This is a genomic window from Bacteroides sp. AM16-24 (assembly GCF_003471885.1).
Lineage (GTDB): Bacteria > Bacteroidota > Bacteroidia > Bacteroidales > Bacteroidaceae > Bacteroides.
Map to the genome: position 1 here is coordinate 119,031 of NZ_QRKI01000010.1, position 14,649 is coordinate 133,679.

The 14,649-nt window shown below is 40.5% G+C and carries 13 protein-coding genes; 7 read left to right on the forward strand and 6 right to left on the reverse strand.

From position 1 onward, the window contains the following. The first annotated feature begins 2 nt into the window (after positions 1–2). Together DW182_RS13050 and DW182_RS13055 are read left to right on the forward strand one after the other, a co-directional pair. Positions 3–1,706: a serine protease gene (locus DW182_RS13050; protein ID WP_118295799.1), complete on the forward strand. Its 1,704-nt coding sequence runs from the start codon at positions 3–5 to the stop codon at positions 1,704–1,706. Positions 1,707–1,963: 257 nt separating this feature from the next. Continuing rightward, the gene (locus tag DW182_RS13055) at positions 1,964–2,338 is read left to right on the forward strand and encodes a RidA family protein (RefSeq protein WP_118295800.1); all 375 of its coding nucleotides are present in this window, start codon (positions 1,964–1,966) and stop codon (positions 2,336–2,338) included. Here the strand turns inward: DW182_RS13055 and DW182_RS13060 are convergent. Continuing rightward, on the reverse strand, positions 2,306–3,559 hold the full coding sequence (locus DW182_RS13060) for a folylpolyglutamate synthase/dihydrofolate synthase family protein (RefSeq protein WP_118295801.1): 1,254 nt from the start codon (positions 3,557–3,559) through the stop codon (positions 2,306–2,308). The genes DW182_RS13055 and DW182_RS13060 overlap by 33 nt on opposite strands. Before the next feature lie 178 nt (positions 3,560–3,737). On the opposite strand from DW182_RS13060, the gene DW182_RS13065 reads away from it, so the two are divergent. Continuing rightward, positions 3,738–5,063 (forward strand): PhoH family protein, encoded by a 1,326-nt coding sequence (locus DW182_RS13065; RefSeq protein WP_007664946.1) that lies wholly within the window; start codon positions 3,738–3,740, stop codon positions 5,061–5,063. 206 nt (positions 5,064–5,269) lie between these two features. Continuing rightward, the gene (locus DW182_RS13070) at positions 5,270–7,177 is read left to right on the forward strand and encodes a nucleoside-diphosphate sugar epimerase/dehydratase (RefSeq protein WP_118295802.1); all 1,908 of its coding nucleotides are present in this window, start codon (positions 5,270–5,272) and stop codon (positions 7,175–7,177) included. 139 nt (positions 7,178–7,316) lie between these two features. Here DW182_RS13070 and DW182_RS13075 read toward each other — a convergent pair whose 3' ends face one another. The 3 genes from DW182_RS13075 to DW182_RS13085 are packed head-to-tail and all read right to left on the reverse strand — an operon-like array spanning position 7,317 to position 9,467. Then, positions 7,317–8,294: a dihydroorotate dehydrogenase-like protein gene (locus tag DW182_RS13075; protein ID WP_007664942.1), complete on the reverse strand. Its 978-nt coding sequence runs from the start codon at positions 8,292–8,294 to the stop codon at positions 7,317–7,319. Positions 8,295–8,319: 25 nt separating this feature from the next. Beyond that, positions 8,320–8,988 (reverse strand): YggS family pyridoxal phosphate-dependent enzyme, encoded by a 669-nt coding sequence (locus DW182_RS13080; protein WP_118295803.1) that lies wholly within the window; start codon positions 8,986–8,988, stop codon positions 8,320–8,322. Positions 8,989–9,002: 14 nt separating this feature from the next. Next, the gene (locus DW182_RS13085) at positions 9,003–9,467 is read right to left on the reverse strand and encodes a DUF4494 domain-containing protein (protein WP_007664937.1); all 465 of its coding nucleotides are present in this window, start codon (positions 9,465–9,467) and stop codon (positions 9,003–9,005) included. Between the two features lie 653 nt (positions 9,468–10,120). Between DW182_RS13085 and DW182_RS13090 the strand changes: the two genes are divergently transcribed. Then, entirely contained in the window at positions 10,121–10,714 is a 594-nt protein-coding gene (locus DW182_RS13090) for a master DNA invertase Mpi family serine-type recombinase (protein ID WP_270348543.1), read from the forward strand. A gap of 72 nt (positions 10,715–10,786) precedes the next feature. Here the strand turns inward: DW182_RS13090 and DW182_RS13095 are convergent, their stop codons facing one another. Continuing rightward, entirely contained in the window at positions 10,787–11,395 is a 609-nt protein-coding gene (locus DW182_RS13095; protein WP_007664932.1) for an HdeD family acid-resistance protein, read from the reverse strand. A 125-nt stretch (positions 11,396–11,520) separates the two neighbouring features. On the opposite strand from DW182_RS13095, the gene tpx reads away from it, so the two are divergent. Both tpx and DW182_RS13105 read left to right on the forward strand, forming a co-directional pair. Continuing rightward, positions 11,521–12,021 (forward strand): thiol peroxidase, encoded by a 501-nt coding sequence (tpx, locus tag DW182_RS13100; protein WP_021967221.1) that lies wholly within the window; start codon positions 11,521–11,523, stop codon positions 12,019–12,021. A 220-nt stretch (positions 12,022–12,241) separates the two neighbouring features. After that, positions 12,242–13,150, forward strand: a complete 909-nt coding sequence (locus tag DW182_RS13105; protein WP_044534408.1) for a DUF368 domain-containing protein — start codon at positions 12,242–12,244, stop codon at positions 13,148–13,150. Positions 13,151–13,222: 72 nt separating this feature from the next. On the opposite strand, the gene DW182_RS13110 is transcribed toward DW182_RS13105, so the two are convergent. Continuing rightward, positions 13,223–14,647: a tetratricopeptide repeat protein gene (locus DW182_RS13110; protein ID WP_115502761.1), complete on the reverse strand. Its 1,425-nt coding sequence runs from the start codon at positions 14,645–14,647 to the stop codon at positions 13,223–13,225. Positions 14,648–14,649: the final 2 nt, after the last annotated feature.

Genomic DNA, 14,649 nt, shown 5'->3' on the forward strand with positions numbered 1-14,649 from the left:
ATATGAAAAAGAACTTGTTGTTGACGCTCGCCCTCTGTTTGCTGGCACAGTGGAGTGTAGCTCAGGCACCCAAATGGGTGGAAAAAGCCAAGCGTGCTGTTTTTTCGGTAGTTACGTACGATGAGAGTGATAAGATACTCAATACGGGAAACGGATTTTTTGTTACCGAGGATGGAATGGCTCTGTCTGATTATAGTCTGTTTAAAGGTGCGCAACGTGCCGTAGTCATTAATTCAGAGGGTGAACAAATGCCTGTGGAAGTTATCATGGGAGCAAACGACATGTACGATGTTGTGAAGTTCCGTGTAGCGATTTCAGGAAAAAAAGTACCTGCATTACTGGTATCTCCTACGGCTCCGACTGTAGGTACAAGTGTCTATTTGTTGCCTTATTCTACACAGAAAGACCGTTCTTATACTACCGGACAGGTAAAAGAAGAATCTAAGGTAGATGGACAATATCATTATTATACGCTTGATATGCATCTGAAAGACAAGATGGTAAGTTGTCCGGTAATGACTGCTGACGGACAAGTTTTCGGTCTTGCACAGAAATCTTCAGGAAAAGATACAGCTACCATTTGCTATGCGGTAGGTGCTGACTATGCTATGGCTCAGAAGATTAATCCTCTTTCCTTTAATGATCATGCTTTATCAAGTATTGGCATTAAGAAAGCGTTGCCCGATACAGAAGAACAAGCGCTGGTATATCTTTATATGGCTTCTTCACAGCAAACTCCGGAGAAATATGCCGAATTGCTGAATGATTTTATTGCCCAGTATCCTAACAGTTCCGATGGTTATTTTCGTCGTGCCAACAGTCAAATGTATTTGTCGAAAGAAATAAGTTCGATGGATAAGGCTGCTGCTGATATAGATAAAGCACTTGAAGTAGCACAGAAGAAAGATGATGCATACTTCAATCGTGCCAAATTAATTTATAATTATCAGTTGACTAAGCCGGAAACCACCTATAAAGATTGGACATATGACAAAGCATTGGATGAAGTTCGTAAAGCAATAGCAATTGAGGAACTTCCGGTTTATGTTCAGTTGGAAGGCGATATTCAGTTTGCTAAAAAAGACTATGCAGCAGCTCTTGCCAGCTATGAGAAAGTAAATAAAACCAATATTGTTTCTCCTGCTACATTCTTTAGTGCTGCTAAGACAAAAGAATTGATGGAAGCAGCTCCGGAAGAAGTGCTGGCTTTGATGGATAGCTGTATAGCACATTGCCTGCAACCGTATACTGAAGATGTTGCCCCTTATCTGCTGGAACGTGCCCAAGCGCGCATGAATGCCGGACAGGGGCGTAATGCAATGCTTGATTATGATGAATATTATAAAGCTGTGCGTGGTAATGTGAATGATGTATTCTACTATTACCGTGAACAAGCCGCTTTCCAGGCAAAACAATTCCAACGTGCGTTGGATGATATGGCAAAAGCAATTGAACTTAATCCGAAAGAGTTGACTTATCGTTCGGAACTTGCTGCGGTGAATATTCGCGTGGGTAGAAATGAAGAAGCTATTAAAGTTCTGAAAGAAGCCTTGGCAATTGATCCCAAATATGCTGAAGCTTATCGTTTGATGGGAGTTGCACAATTGCAGTTGAAGCAGAACAAGGAGGCTTGTGCTAGTTTTGCGAAAGCAAAAGAACTGGGTGATCCGAACGTTGATGCTTTGATTGAAAAACATTGTAAGTAGTTGTAATATAAAGTGTTATCTGTGACGCAGTTGATATATTTAAAAAAGGCTCTGCTTTCACAAGCCGAGCCTTTATCGGGAAACTCCCGTGTCAAAAAAGAATTAGCTAAGTCTAGGTTTTTAAAACAGGTATAAGTGAATTTTTCTTTTGTGTATAATCCTATTAGGTAAATGCATGAAGTTGGAGAATACTGCATAGAATATCTGTTTTTTTCTTGTATAAATCATAAATTGTTGAATATTAAAATATTATTGGAATGAAAAAAGTAATTTGCAGTCAGAAAGCTCCGGGGGCTATCGGTCCTTACAGCCAGGCTATCGAAGCGAATGGAATGATATTTGTATCTGGTCAGTTGCCTATTGATGCAGCTACCGGACAGATGGTAGAAGGGGCTGAAGCACAAGCCCGCCAGTCATTGGAGAATATTAAGCATATCCTTGGAGAAGCAGGTTTGACGATGGCAAATATTGTCAAAACTACTGTTTTCCTGCAAGATATGTCATTATTTGCAGATATGAATAAAGTATATGCCACCTATTTCGATGGTGATTTCCCTGCTCGTTCGGCTGTTGCAGTGAAAGCTCTGCCGAAAGATGCTTTAGTGGAGATCGAGTGTATCGCAGTTCGCTAACAGATCAGCAACAATAAAGCTACTGCCTCCTACGAAGATAAAGTCTTCCGGGAGGCTTTTTTCTTGTGCCGCCTGCACAGCGGAAGGGACATCCGGGTAACAACTTCCTTGTAATCCGGCTTCAGAAGCAAGTTGGTAAAGCTCATTTTCGGGTAATGCACGTTTGACGCTGGCTTTCGTGAAATAATATTCAGCGTCTTTGGGCAGTAATGCCAATACACCACGTATGTCTTTGTCATTCACCATACCTATAATCATATGTAACTTTCGGTAAGATTGCTGTTTCAATTGCTCTGTGATATATGTGATACCACCTACATTATGTCCGGTATCACATATCAGAGTAGGGTTGTCCTGCAATTTCTGCCAACGTCCCATCAGGCCGGTTAGTTCACAAACATGTGCAAAACCACTACGGACAGCCTGCTCACTCAGATTGTATCCGGCTTGCTGTAGCTGTGCGATGGCTGTGAGTAAAGTATGGGTATTCTTAGCTTGGTATAATCCTTTTAGTTCACATTCCAATCCGGGGTAATCATCTTTTTTGTTTTCTTCTGCAAAGAAAATGGGCGCATCCACTTCGCGAGCCTTTTTTGTAAATACAGGTTTTGTTTCGGGAGTGGTTTCTCCGATTACAACGGGTATTCTGCTTTTGATAATACCGGCTTTTTCTCCTGCTATCTTCTCTAATGTATTACCGAGGAACTGGGTATGATCAAAACTTATATTGGTGATAATACATAAATCAGGATGTATAATATTGGTACAATCCAGTCTTCCACCCAGTCCTACTTCAATAACTGCTACATCTACATGTTCATCGGCGAAATAACGGAATGCCATAGCAGTAGTCAATTCAAAGAAAGAAGGATGCAGAGGTTCGAAGAAATTTCGTTCTTTTTCTACAAATCGGACTACATACTCTTCCGGGATGGATTGTCCATTCACTCGAATACGCTCGCGGAAGTCCACAAGGTGTGGAGAAGTGTAAAGTCCTACCCGATATCCTGCTTCCTGCAAAATGGCGGCAAGTGTGTGCGAACATGAGCCTTTTCCATTAGTTCCCCCTACATGGATGCTGTGGAAGTGCTGGTGCGGGTGGCCGAAGTGTTCGTCCAGTGCTAGTGTATTCTCTAAACCCTCCTTGTATGCTGAACTTCCCACCTGTTGAAACATGGGGACACTGTTATATAAGTATAATAAAGTGTTCTGATAATCCATCTTTTAAAATATTTAACGAGAAAGCAAGCTATTCTCTCTTTTTAATTCCTATCTTAGAAGCTGCAAAGATAATGCAAACTGAGAGCAGAATAAAATGAACTTGTTCATTTTTTATGTCGAAGTGCAGCTTATCTTCGCTTTGGAGGCAAATATATCAACATTTTAAATCTAAAAGAGTATGGGAACAAAGAAAAATTTTGTGATTGATACGAATGTGATCCTTCACGACTATAACTGTCTTAAGAATTTCCAAGAGAACGACATTTATCTTCCCATCGTAGTTCTTGAAGAATTGGACAAATTCAAGAAAGGGAATGAACAGATAAACTTCAATGCCCGTGAATTTCTCCGTGAACTCGATTTAGTTACCGATGACAATCTTTTCAATAAAGGTGCCTCTCTGGGCGAAGGTCTGGGAAGTTTATTTGTGATAGCCGGTTCGGTGGATGCTCCGGATGTGTTCGACTCATTCCCCGAGCGTATTCCCGATCATAAGATTCTGGCTGTAGTGGACTGGCTGACACGCCAGAAGAAGGATATGAAAACTATCCTGGTGACTAAAGATGTGAATCTCCGGATGAAAGCACGTTCCATAGGTCTGCTTTGCGAAGATTACATCAACGATAAGGTGATAAATGTGGATATATTTGAAAAGTCAAATGAGGTGTTCGAAGGAATTGATCCTGCTTTGATAGACCGTATTTATTCTTCCAGAGAAGGACTGGATATCAGTGAGTTTGATTTCAAAGATATTATCCATCCGAATGAATGTTTTATCCTGAAAAGTGACAGGAATAGTGTCCTTGCGCGTTATAATCCTTTTACACATACCATTTGCCGGGTAAATAAAACAAAGAACTATGGCATTGAACCCAGAAATGCTGAACAAAGTTTTGCTTTCGAAGTGTTGACTGATCCTAATATTAAGTTGGTTGCTCTGACGGGCAAAGCTGGTACGGGAAAGACTTTGTTGGCTTTAGCAGCTGCCCTTAGTCAGATGAATGATTATAAACAGATTCTGTTGGCACGTCCGATTGTTGCTCTATCCAATAAAGATATTGGTTTCCTACCGGGTGATGCAAAAGAGAAAGTGGCACCTTACATGCAGCCCTTGTTTGATAATCTGAATGTTATTAAACGTCAGTTTGCTTCTAATTCTACTGAAGTAAAACGTTTGGAAGATATGCAGAAAAGCGAGCAGCTGGTAATCGAGGCGTTAGCTTTCATTCGCGGACGTAGTTTGAGTGAAACTTATTGTATCATTGATGAAGCACAAAACTTAACTCCACATGAAATAAAAACTATTATCACCCGTGCTGGCGAAGGAACCAAAATGGTGTTCACCGGTGATATCCAGCAGATAGACCAACCGTATCTGGACAGCCAGTCCAATGGCTTGGTTTACATGATTGATCGTATGAAAGATCAGAACCTTTTTGCTCATGTGAATTTGTTAAAAGGAGAACGTAGTCAACTAAGTGAATTAGCTAGTAATTTGATGTAACAGAGCTTTATAGATCATTAGTCTGAGGCTGTCTCAAAATTGAACTCACCTCTGAAAGTTAGATAAAAAACTTTTGGGGTTCACTTCAAAAAAACTATTTTGAGACAGCCTCATTTCATTTTATCACATATTTTTATCTTTTTCTTCTCTTATTTGATAAAAAATGATGTATCTTTGCCCCGCCTAAAGCAAAACTGTCAAATGAAATGAAACATAAATTTTTTCATCGATACCTCTCAGCAAAGGTATTGCCGATTTGGACTATTCTGTTGATCGATGTACTGATAATCGTTGTATCCAGCCTATTGGCTTATGCACTCCGGTATGATTTTCAGAGTATTTTTCTGGAGTCTTCCACCATTGACAAAACGATTGTATGGACGGTCATTGTCAATTTAGTATTTTTTCGGGTATTTCGTACATATTCCAATGTGTTGCGCTTTTCTTCGTTTATAGATATTATGCGCATCTTTGTGTCATTGACAGTGTCTTATTCACTGCTGATGATTTCAAGTGTACTTCTATCAAGTTACATGAATGTCCGCCTGGCACCTGTGAGCGTGTTTTTCATGGCATATATTATCAGTTTCGCCATGATGTCCTGTTCGCGTATTGTTGTGAAGATGTTTTATGAACTTCTGAATTTTGACGGAAGCCATAGCGCCAACGTTTTTATTTATGGCGCTAAGGAAGCGGGGGTGAATATTGCTAAAGCTTTGCGTGTGAACCTGCGTAATCATTATCGCTTGCGTGGTTTCATTGCTGACGAGCCGGAGTTGATAAATAAAGTGATGATGGGAGTGAAGGTATTCCCCAATGACGAGACGTTGATTGATGTGCTGAGCGACCGTGATGTACATGCTATTATTATTTCGCCTGCCAAAATGGAGGAGCTGAAAAGGTCGGATATGACTGACCGTCTTTTGGCCCACAACATCAAATTGATGACTGCGCCTCCCTTGAGCGAATGGAGCGGGCAAACCTTGAACCGTACCCAACTGAAAGAAATACAGATTGAAGACCTCCTGCAGCGTAATCCGATTGAGATTGATATTCATAAAGTTGCTTCTCATCTGGAAGGAAAACGGGTGATGATAACCGGTGCTGCCGGTTCTATTGGCAGCGAAATCATGCGTCAGGTAGCTTCTTTCAATCCTTATAAGTTGATTCTGATAGACCAGGCAGAAACTCCGTTGCATGATATTCGTCTGGAATTGCAGGATTGTTGGCGTGATATTGATGCAGAGACTATCATTGCAGATATTTCCAATCCTACACGTATGGAAGATATTTTCAGGGAATATAGGCCTCAGTATATTTTCCATGCGGCGGCTTACAAGCATGTACCGATGATGGAGGATAATGTTTCAGAGTCCATCCAGATCAATGTGTATGGAACCCGTACCATAGCTGACCTGGCTGTGAAGTATGGGGCGGAGAAGTTCGTGATGATCTCTACTGATAAGGCTGTGAACCCGACGAATGTGATGGGATGTTCCAAACGTATTTGTGAGATCTATGTACAGTCTTTGGCAAGGAAGTTACAACAAAATGGTGGATATGTAACTCAATTCATTACGACGCGCTTTGGCAATGTATTGGGTTCCAACGGTTCTGTGATTCCCCGTTTTCGCGATCAAATACAACGTGGGGGACCGGTTACAGTTACCCATCCTGAGATTATCCGCTATTTCATGACGATTCCTGAGGCTTGCCGTCTGGTACTTGAGGCCGGTAGTATGGGGAATGGAGGTGAGATTTATATTTTTGATATGGGCAAGCCCGTGAAGATTGTAGATCTTGCCAAACGTATGATCAGTCTGTCAGGCCGTACGGATGTGAAAATAGAATTTACCGGATTGCGTCATGGTGAGAAGCTGTATGAGGAATTACTAAATGTGAAAGAATTGACCAAGCCGACCTATCATGATAAAATCATGATAGCTACCGTGCGTGAATATGACTATGATGAAGTGAAAGAGCGTATTCAGAAACTGATAGACGTTAGCTACACTTATGACCAGATGAAGATTGTGTCGGCCATGAAGGACATTGTGCCGGAATTTATCAGTAAGAATTCATGTTTCGAAGCATTGGACAAGAAACTGGTTTAAGAATATAGTTTGTCTTGAACTCACGTTAAATAAGAGTATTCCGTAAGAGGATTAAAGATGTAAGAGGCTGTCTCAAAATAGGATTCACTTTATTTTGAGACAGCCTCTTGCTTTATAATGATATGTTGTGTGGTTCCTGTTATTTTCTGCTGGAGAAATATTTCATGAACTGAGTACGTTCAAAGGTATTCACACCATTCAAATCGCTAACATTCAACATTCCTTTGAATTGAGAGATTGTTTCCATTCCTTTACGATCCATCCATAAATTCAGGAAACGGGTATATTCTGCTACAAGCGCATAACTGTTTTGATAAAATGCACTACAGATTTCTACGGCTGAAGCTCCTGCAAGAATTGCTTTTACGATTCCTTCGGGAGAATGAATACCGCCTGATGCTGCGTAATCCAGCTTGTTTACTGCTGCTGAGGCAATACCTATCCAGCGTAAAGACTTAACCAGATCAGCTCCTGTGCTGAATACATTTCCTGAGATTTGCTTCATTTTCTCGATATCGATATCCGGCTGATAGAAACGATTGAACAATACAACAGCGGCAGCTCCATTGGCATATAGCTGGTCTATCAAAGCTATCGGATTAGTAAGGTTGTCGCCCAATTTCATAATGATCGGGATGCGAACTGTCTTTTTGATGTGGCTGAGAATATCAATATGACGTTGTTCAAATGAACCGTAATTGTACTGAACATCTGTTTGTAACGCCAAAATATTAATTTCTATAGCATCGGCGCCTGCAGCTTCCATTTGCTGTGCAAAGCCTACCCATTCAGCATCCTGATAGCAGTTGATACTGGCAATAACAGGAATAGGGCATACTTTCTTAGTCTCTTTAATCAATTCCAGATATTCAGACAGCTTATGCTGGCGGACGTATTCTACCAGGTAATCACTGCCTTCCGGATACATATTCGGATCTCCAAGCCAGTCAGCTTCCATCATGATCTGCTCCTCGAAAAGAGATTTCAGAACAATGGCACCGACACCGGCTTCATAGAATTTCTGATTTTTTTCAGCACTATCAGTTAAGCCTGAACTGCTGACGATAATTGGGTTTCTTAATTCTAACCCGGCAAAAGTAGTTTTTAATGTTGCCATGGTAATAATGTTTAATGAATAATGATTAATACGTTCTGTCTCCAAAGATTTTGCTTCCTACGCGTATCAGAGTACTGCCAGCCGCAATAGCTTGGTGATAATCGTGGGACATTCCCATGGACAACTCCCGAAAAGCCTCTGTGTCGGCAAACCATGAGTCTTTCACTTCTTTGAAGAAGCTACTTAATGAACAAAATTCCTTCTTTATTTGTTCATTGTCGTCTGTATTTGTCGCCATGCCCATCAAGCCGCATAATTGTATGTTACTGAGAGTTTTCCATTCACCTTCCGCTAACATATCCCGACATTCGTCGAAACTGAAACCAAATTTAGTCTCTTCCTCTGCAATGTGCAGTTGCAGCAGGCAGTTGACCACTTTTCCGGCCTTTTCGGCCTGTTTATTGACCTCAACAAGAAGCTTGTATGAATCAATGCCGTGAATCAGGGCTACGTAGGGTACAATATACTTTATTTTATTAGTTTGCAGATGCCCGATAAAATGCCATTCAATGTCTTTGGGAAGGCTTTCGTACTTGGCAGTCATTTCTTGCACCTTACTTTCACCGAACACTCGCTGCCCGGAGCGATAGGCTTCTTCTATCGCTTCATTGGGGTGAAATTTGGAAACAGCTACCAATCGCACCCCTTCAGGTAGTTCGTTCAGCACTTGTTGAAGATTATCTGCAATATTCATGATACTAATATATATTAAACCTCCGGTTTATCATTGGGTTCTGCACTGTACGGATATACATCCATAAGAGGTGTTTCGGACACTAAAGCGATCTGGTAATCGGCCATTGTACCCTTCATGCCTTCATCCAGCTTTTTAACGGCATCACGGAGGTCGGCAGCCTGTACCAATACCTGAGTAGATGTTTTCTTTTCAGCTCCGCTCTTTTCATCCAGAGTGATGAAGACCAGTTTGCATTTGAACCAGCGATCTGCGGCTTCTTCTTCGCTTGGGAATAATTCGCTATAGTTAGCACGTTTGATGTCCGATACCGTAAACTCTCCTGAAATAAACGGTGTCATTTCCTCAATAATACGTGCTTCTGCTTCCGTGAAGCTGAGTGCGTCTACTAGATAAGGTTCGGTTACTTTCTTGTTCATTCCGTTTTCCATTACTTTTTCGTAACGGATTTTGCACTCAAACCATGTATGCATTGCCATAATTTCTTTGTTTTTTAATTATGAATTTATATTCTTGTTATAAAACTGACCACAAAGATAATGCAAACGAAGGGTAGAATAAAATGAATAGATTCATTTTTTTATGGGAAGAGTGGAATTGAAATCTTACAGAGATGCGGTCGTTTTCTTTCATGGTGGTTCTTTTTATCCCCCATGCTAATCTTGTTCGCATGTTGCGGTAAAGGCCGTTACATGTTACGGTAAAGACCGTTACATGACGTGGTAAAGACCGTTACATACCGTGGTAAAGGTCGTTACAATATGGGGTAAAGACCGTTACATGCTGAGGTAAATGCTTTTACATTATGATGTGAACAGCTGGTAAATGCAATGCATTCATAATTAGATAATTAACGTTTCAAGAACTTAATAATAGGACTTGTGGGAAGCTGAAAAGGAAAAATAGTCTATTATAGAAAAGAAAGAAGATTTTTTCTTGTTTCTTTTTATAACCAGCTTCCGGTATGGAAATGTGTATTCCTACATAATTTGCTTTGCCATCTTCGAAATAAGTGATGTAAAATAAAAGGGGTAAAGTGCGCGAACTTGCTGTATTTCATAGCTTAATGATATTGTGATTTTTCACTGTTATTGCTGTTCTTTGGCACTGTTAAACCTATAAAAACAACAAAATTATGGTAGTAGCTTATTTAAGAGTGAGTACAGAAAAGCAGTTTCTGGCTAATCAGCGTGAAGAACTTCTGCGCTTTGCAGAGAAAAATGGATTGAAGATTGACAAGTGGTACACTGAGACAGTGAGCGGTAGTGTGAGTAGTAAGGAGCGAAAGCTGTCGGGGATGTTGAACCGGATGCAGCGGGGGGATGCGTTGATTGTAACGGAGATTTCAAGATTGAGTCGCACCTTGTTAGAAATCATGACCATTCTCAATTCGTGTATAAAGAAAGAAATTATTTTGTACAGCACGAAAGAGGGATATGTTTTTCAAAATGACATTAACAGTAAAGTATTGGGGTTTGCATTTGGATTGATGGCGGAGATAGAGCGTAATTTGATTTCCATGCGGACTAAGGAAGCGTTGGCAAGACGAAAACAGGAAGGTGTCAAGTTAGGACGTAAAAAAGGAACCTGTCCTGCAATGCGAGTACTCCGTGAGAATAAAAGACGTTTGATGCGTGAATCCAAGCGAGGTGTTTCTTGTTCGGAATTAGCTCGTCAGATGGGGGTATCCAGAACCACTATGCATCGCTTTCTGAGGTGTAACTAATGAAAAAGCGAGTTGGCGAGTTCCTGTTGCCAGGTTCTTTAGTCAACTCGTTTTTCCGGGCTGGATTGCTACTTATCCTACTGGAATTTCTTTTTCTTCATTTTTATCTCTCATACTTCTTCCTCGCTTATGAAGGTTCTTCAACTCAAAAGACAACATAATGCGGAAAAATCCGATAATAAGGAATGCAAATGAGATCATGTAGACAGCATACATGGCACCTATTGCCGGTTGCCACAGAATGAGGAGTGAACAAATCACAGCTAATATGCCGAAGGCAATATACCATCCCCAGTCTCTGGTACCATATCTTTTCAGATCCATGGCATAGCCGATGGAAGAAAAGCCGCGGAACATTAACCAGAATGCAATGATGAATGGAATTACTTCCATGCTTAACAGCGGATAAGCTATCAGATAGAAACCTAATATCATGTCGATGATACCGCCTGCCAGATACCAACCCCAGCTGGAAACATTCTTCCGGTTGCTTACGGCGAAAGAAATCTCTAACAAACCGCTGAACAGCATCGATATACTGAACAGAATACTCAAAACTGCATAACCGCTGAACGGAGCAAACATCAGACTTATAGCAACTACTACATAGAGTATACCAAGTAGGAGAGACATCCACCAGTTTTTTACTTCGCATTGAAGTTCGTCAAATAAAGTTTTCATGCAAATTTAATTTTAAATGGTTATTGTAATCATGTTTGTGAGAGTAACAATTTGCAGTTGGAAAAGTTTTGGGCGAACTTTTCCAACAGTTCGTTTGTTATATAGACATATAAAACAAGAAAACTATGGCTACAACAAAATTTAAAGGACAGCCGGTTAAGATTATCGGTGAGTTTATAAAAGTAGGGACAGTTGCTCCCGACTTCGAGTTAGTAAAAACAGATCTTTCTTCTTTCTTTTTGAAAGATTTGAAAGGTAAGAATGTAATATTGAATATCTTTCCAAGTTTGGATACCAGTGTTTGTGCAACATCTGTGCGCAAGTTCAACAAGCTGGCAGCGAGTCTGCCAGATACAGTGGTTTTGGCGATTTCCAAAGATTTGCCTTTTGCCCATGCACGGTTCTGTACTACGGAAGGTATTGAAAATGTAATTCCTTTGTCTGATTTCCGTTTCTCTGATTTTGATGAAAGTTACGGTGTGCGTATGGCAGATGGACCGTTGGGTGGCTTGCTGGCACGTGCAGTAGTTATTGTCGGTAAGGATGGAAAGGTTGCATACACTGAACTGGTACCTGAAATTACCCAGGAGCCGGATTATGACAAAGCAATAGAGGCTGTAAAGTAGTAAACCTCAGATTTTAATAAGCAATTAGAAAAGACCAGGTGTATAGTAGTCGTGAGATTATTATACACCATTTCTTTTTTATACCTGTATCTAACTATTGTATAAAATTCCAATGTGTTTTTCGGATATTTTTGATTGATTTATAGTAAGTAACTGGCTTTTTTTGTTTTACTTTGCGTCCCATAAATCAAGTATTAATGGTTAATTGATAAAGAAAAAGATGGAACGAGGTTTAAAAGACTACGCCCTACTCATGCTGAAAGGTGTGGGAATGGGAGCAGCCGATGTGGTTCCCGGTGTATCGGGGGGAACAATTGCTTTTATTGTAGGTATTTATGACGAATTGATAGATTCGATAAAAAGCATTAACGGAAAAAGTTTAAAGTTGTTTTTCACAGGAAAATGGGGAGCATTCTGGAAAGCGATTAACGGTAATTTTCTGATCTCTCTGCTGGCGGGAATTGGAATCAGCGTATTTTCATTAGCTAAAATTATCACATGGTTGCTTACGGACCATCCGGTTATGGTTTGGGCTTTCTTTTTCGGACTGGTACTGGCATCCACATGGTTTGTAGGAAAAGACATAAAGGAATGGAACAAGAAAACGATTCCGGCATTTATTATAGGTGTGGCAGTTGCATATTATATTACGGTAGCAACTCCTGCTGAAACTCCTTCCAACTTATTTTTTATATTCCTTTGTGGAGCGATTGCCATTTGTGCTATGATATTGCCGGGTATATCGGGAAGTTTTATTCTGGTACTGTTAGGTAAGTACTTCTTTATAATGGAAGCTGTCAAAACACTTGATATAACGGTTTTATTAGTGTTTTTTGTGGGTGCTTTTATTGGAATAACTTCTTTTTCACGGATTCTTTCGTATGCATTAAAGCATTTCCGCAATATAACATTGGCTGTATTGACAGGTTTCATGTTGGGTTCACTAAACAAAGTGTGGCCTTGGAAGGAAACCATAGAAACTTTTACTGATAATCATGGAGTAGTGAAGCCATTGGTTGAAAGTAATATTCTGCCCAATCAGTATGTTGTTGAGGCTGTAGTATTGATGATAGTGGGTTTCTTCCTGGTATATTTTCTGGAAAAGCTTTCTACTCGTAGTGCTAAATAAGAGATAACAAACAAATATCTTGATGGTATATATAAAATAGAGAGTAAAGATTCCTTTACTCTCTATTCTTTTTTATTGCAATGCTTTTATGATGTTTTGCATATAAGCGGCCAGGTCTTCCCGGTCTTCGCTTTCCATAAGCATCTGCATCTTCTCCAATTCTTTTAAATCGAATGGGCGGGGGCATTTCTGATTATACTTTATGAAGTTCTCTTTATCATGCAGTGTCATGTAGAGTACCGTCAACTTCTCGTTGATACCATCAAAGTCCGGTTCCAATTCGCAGACACGTTCAAAAGCTATCTTGGCATAATCCAGATAACCGATTTCCATGCTATGCATACCTATTTCATTCCAAGTGTCGGCAGTAGGGGAGCAATTCAAGGCCTTTGCCCACTGCTTTATTCCTTTGTCGTAGTCCCCTTCTTCAATGTATATGCGACCCTCTATCAGGAGAGATTCCGGCTCTTCCGGTGACAGTTTATGTGCTTTTTTACAATATTGGTGTGCTTTACGTTTCTTCCCCATCTTGGAGAGGCAAAGTCCTGCATTGGCATATAAGCTGGGCAGTATTGGAGAAGCAATTTCATCTGTTTCATTTTCCAGAATTGCTTTTTCCAGGTTTTCATAGCCTTCCTTCCATTCTCCTTTGGATACCTTGCATAATCCAATGTATGTATAGATAAATTCGGGAGCAAGTCCATGAAGCTCCTCCGCTTTCTGATAATACTCCAGAGCAGCATCTTCGTTACCTAATTGGTAGAAGCAATGCCCTTTCATTACATAGGCGTCTGCAAATTCATCGTCACCCACCAATGCATAATCGCAAGCATCAATAGCTTGGTTGAAGTTCATCTCTTCGAAGTGGCATCTTGCCAATCCGAACCAGTAAGGAGCCGAATATGGATTCATGTCTATGAGGCGGTTATACAAAGGAATTGCTTCCTCGGTCATGCCTTTGCCATAAAGGCAGTCTGCAACCACGGCAATATAGGCTTCTTCATCAGAATATTCTTCCTTTACCGGATCGAGCCATGCCAAGGCTTTATCCGGATACCCCATGTCAAGATACATATAGGATACATCTACCACATTTGCCAGATCAGCTTTATCTTCAATCGTGTCGAGTAACTGTTCGGCATCATCCAGTTTACCTTCACTCAATAGCAAATGGGCACGCACCACTTTTGCTTCCGGCGAATAAGTATCGGGAAGATTTTCAATGATTTCACGTGCTTTCGCTTTCTTTCCGTTATCCAGATGCAGGTAAGCGTATTCAATCATAAGTTCAGTGCTATCGGGATGCAGCTTTAATCCATATTCTGCAATCTCAAAAGCCTTATCATATCTTTTCTTTGTACCATACCAGTCGGCAAGATCAGCTAACTCATCTGCATCCTGATAGAACGGTTTGTTTTCGGACATTGCCGCTTCATATTGTTCGGCAAGTTCCTGTAACTCTTTATCCCTGCCGGACAGCAGGTTTTTATTGCTCATTA

What these genes read in the sequence shown, in the direction of transcription:
- DW182_RS13070 (WP_118295802.1), top strand. Translation starts at nt 5,270, where the DNA reads ATGAAACATAAATTTTTTCATCGATACCTCTCAGCAAAGGTATTGCCG.
- DW182_RS13110 (WP_115502761.1), bottom strand. Translation starts at nt 14,647, where the DNA reads ATGAGCAATAAAAACCTGCTGTCCGGCAGGGATAAAGAGTTACAGGAA.
- DW182_RS13085 (WP_007664937.1), bottom strand. Translation starts at nt 9,467, where the DNA reads ATGGCAATGCATACATGGTTTGAGTGCAAAATCCGTTACGAAAAAGTA.
- DW182_RS13095 (WP_007664932.1), bottom strand. Translation starts at nt 11,395, where the DNA reads ATGAAAACTTTATTTGACGAACTTCAATGCGAAGTAAAAAACTGGTGG.
- DW182_RS13050 (WP_118295799.1), top strand. Translation starts at nt 3, where the DNA reads ATGAAAAAGAACTTGTTGTTGACGCTCGCCCTCTGTTTGCTGGCACAG.
- DW182_RS13105 (WP_044534408.1), top strand. Translation starts at nt 12,242, where the DNA reads ATGGAACGAGGTTTAAAAGACTACGCCCTACTCATGCTGAAAGGTGTG.
- DW182_RS13060 (WP_118295801.1), bottom strand. Translation starts at nt 3,559, where the DNA reads ATGGATTATCAGAACACTTTATTATACTTATATAACAGTGTCCCCATG.
- tpx (WP_021967221.1), top strand. Translation starts at nt 11,521, where the DNA reads ATGGCTACAACAAAATTTAAAGGACAGCCGGTTAAGATTATCGGTGAG.
- DW182_RS13075 (WP_007664942.1), bottom strand. Translation starts at nt 8,294, where the DNA reads ATGGCAACATTAAAAACTACTTTTGCCGGGTTAGAATTAAGAAACCCA.
- DW182_RS13065 (WP_007664946.1), top strand. Translation starts at nt 3,738, where the DNA reads ATGGGAACAAAGAAAAATTTTGTGATTGATACGAATGTGATCCTTCAC.
- DW182_RS13055 (WP_118295800.1), top strand. Translation starts at nt 1,964, where the DNA reads ATGAAAAAAGTAATTTGCAGTCAGAAAGCTCCGGGGGCTATCGGTCCT.
- DW182_RS13080 (WP_118295803.1), bottom strand. Translation starts at nt 8,988, where the DNA reads ATGAATATTGCAGATAATCTTCAACAAGTGCTGAACGAACTACCTGAA.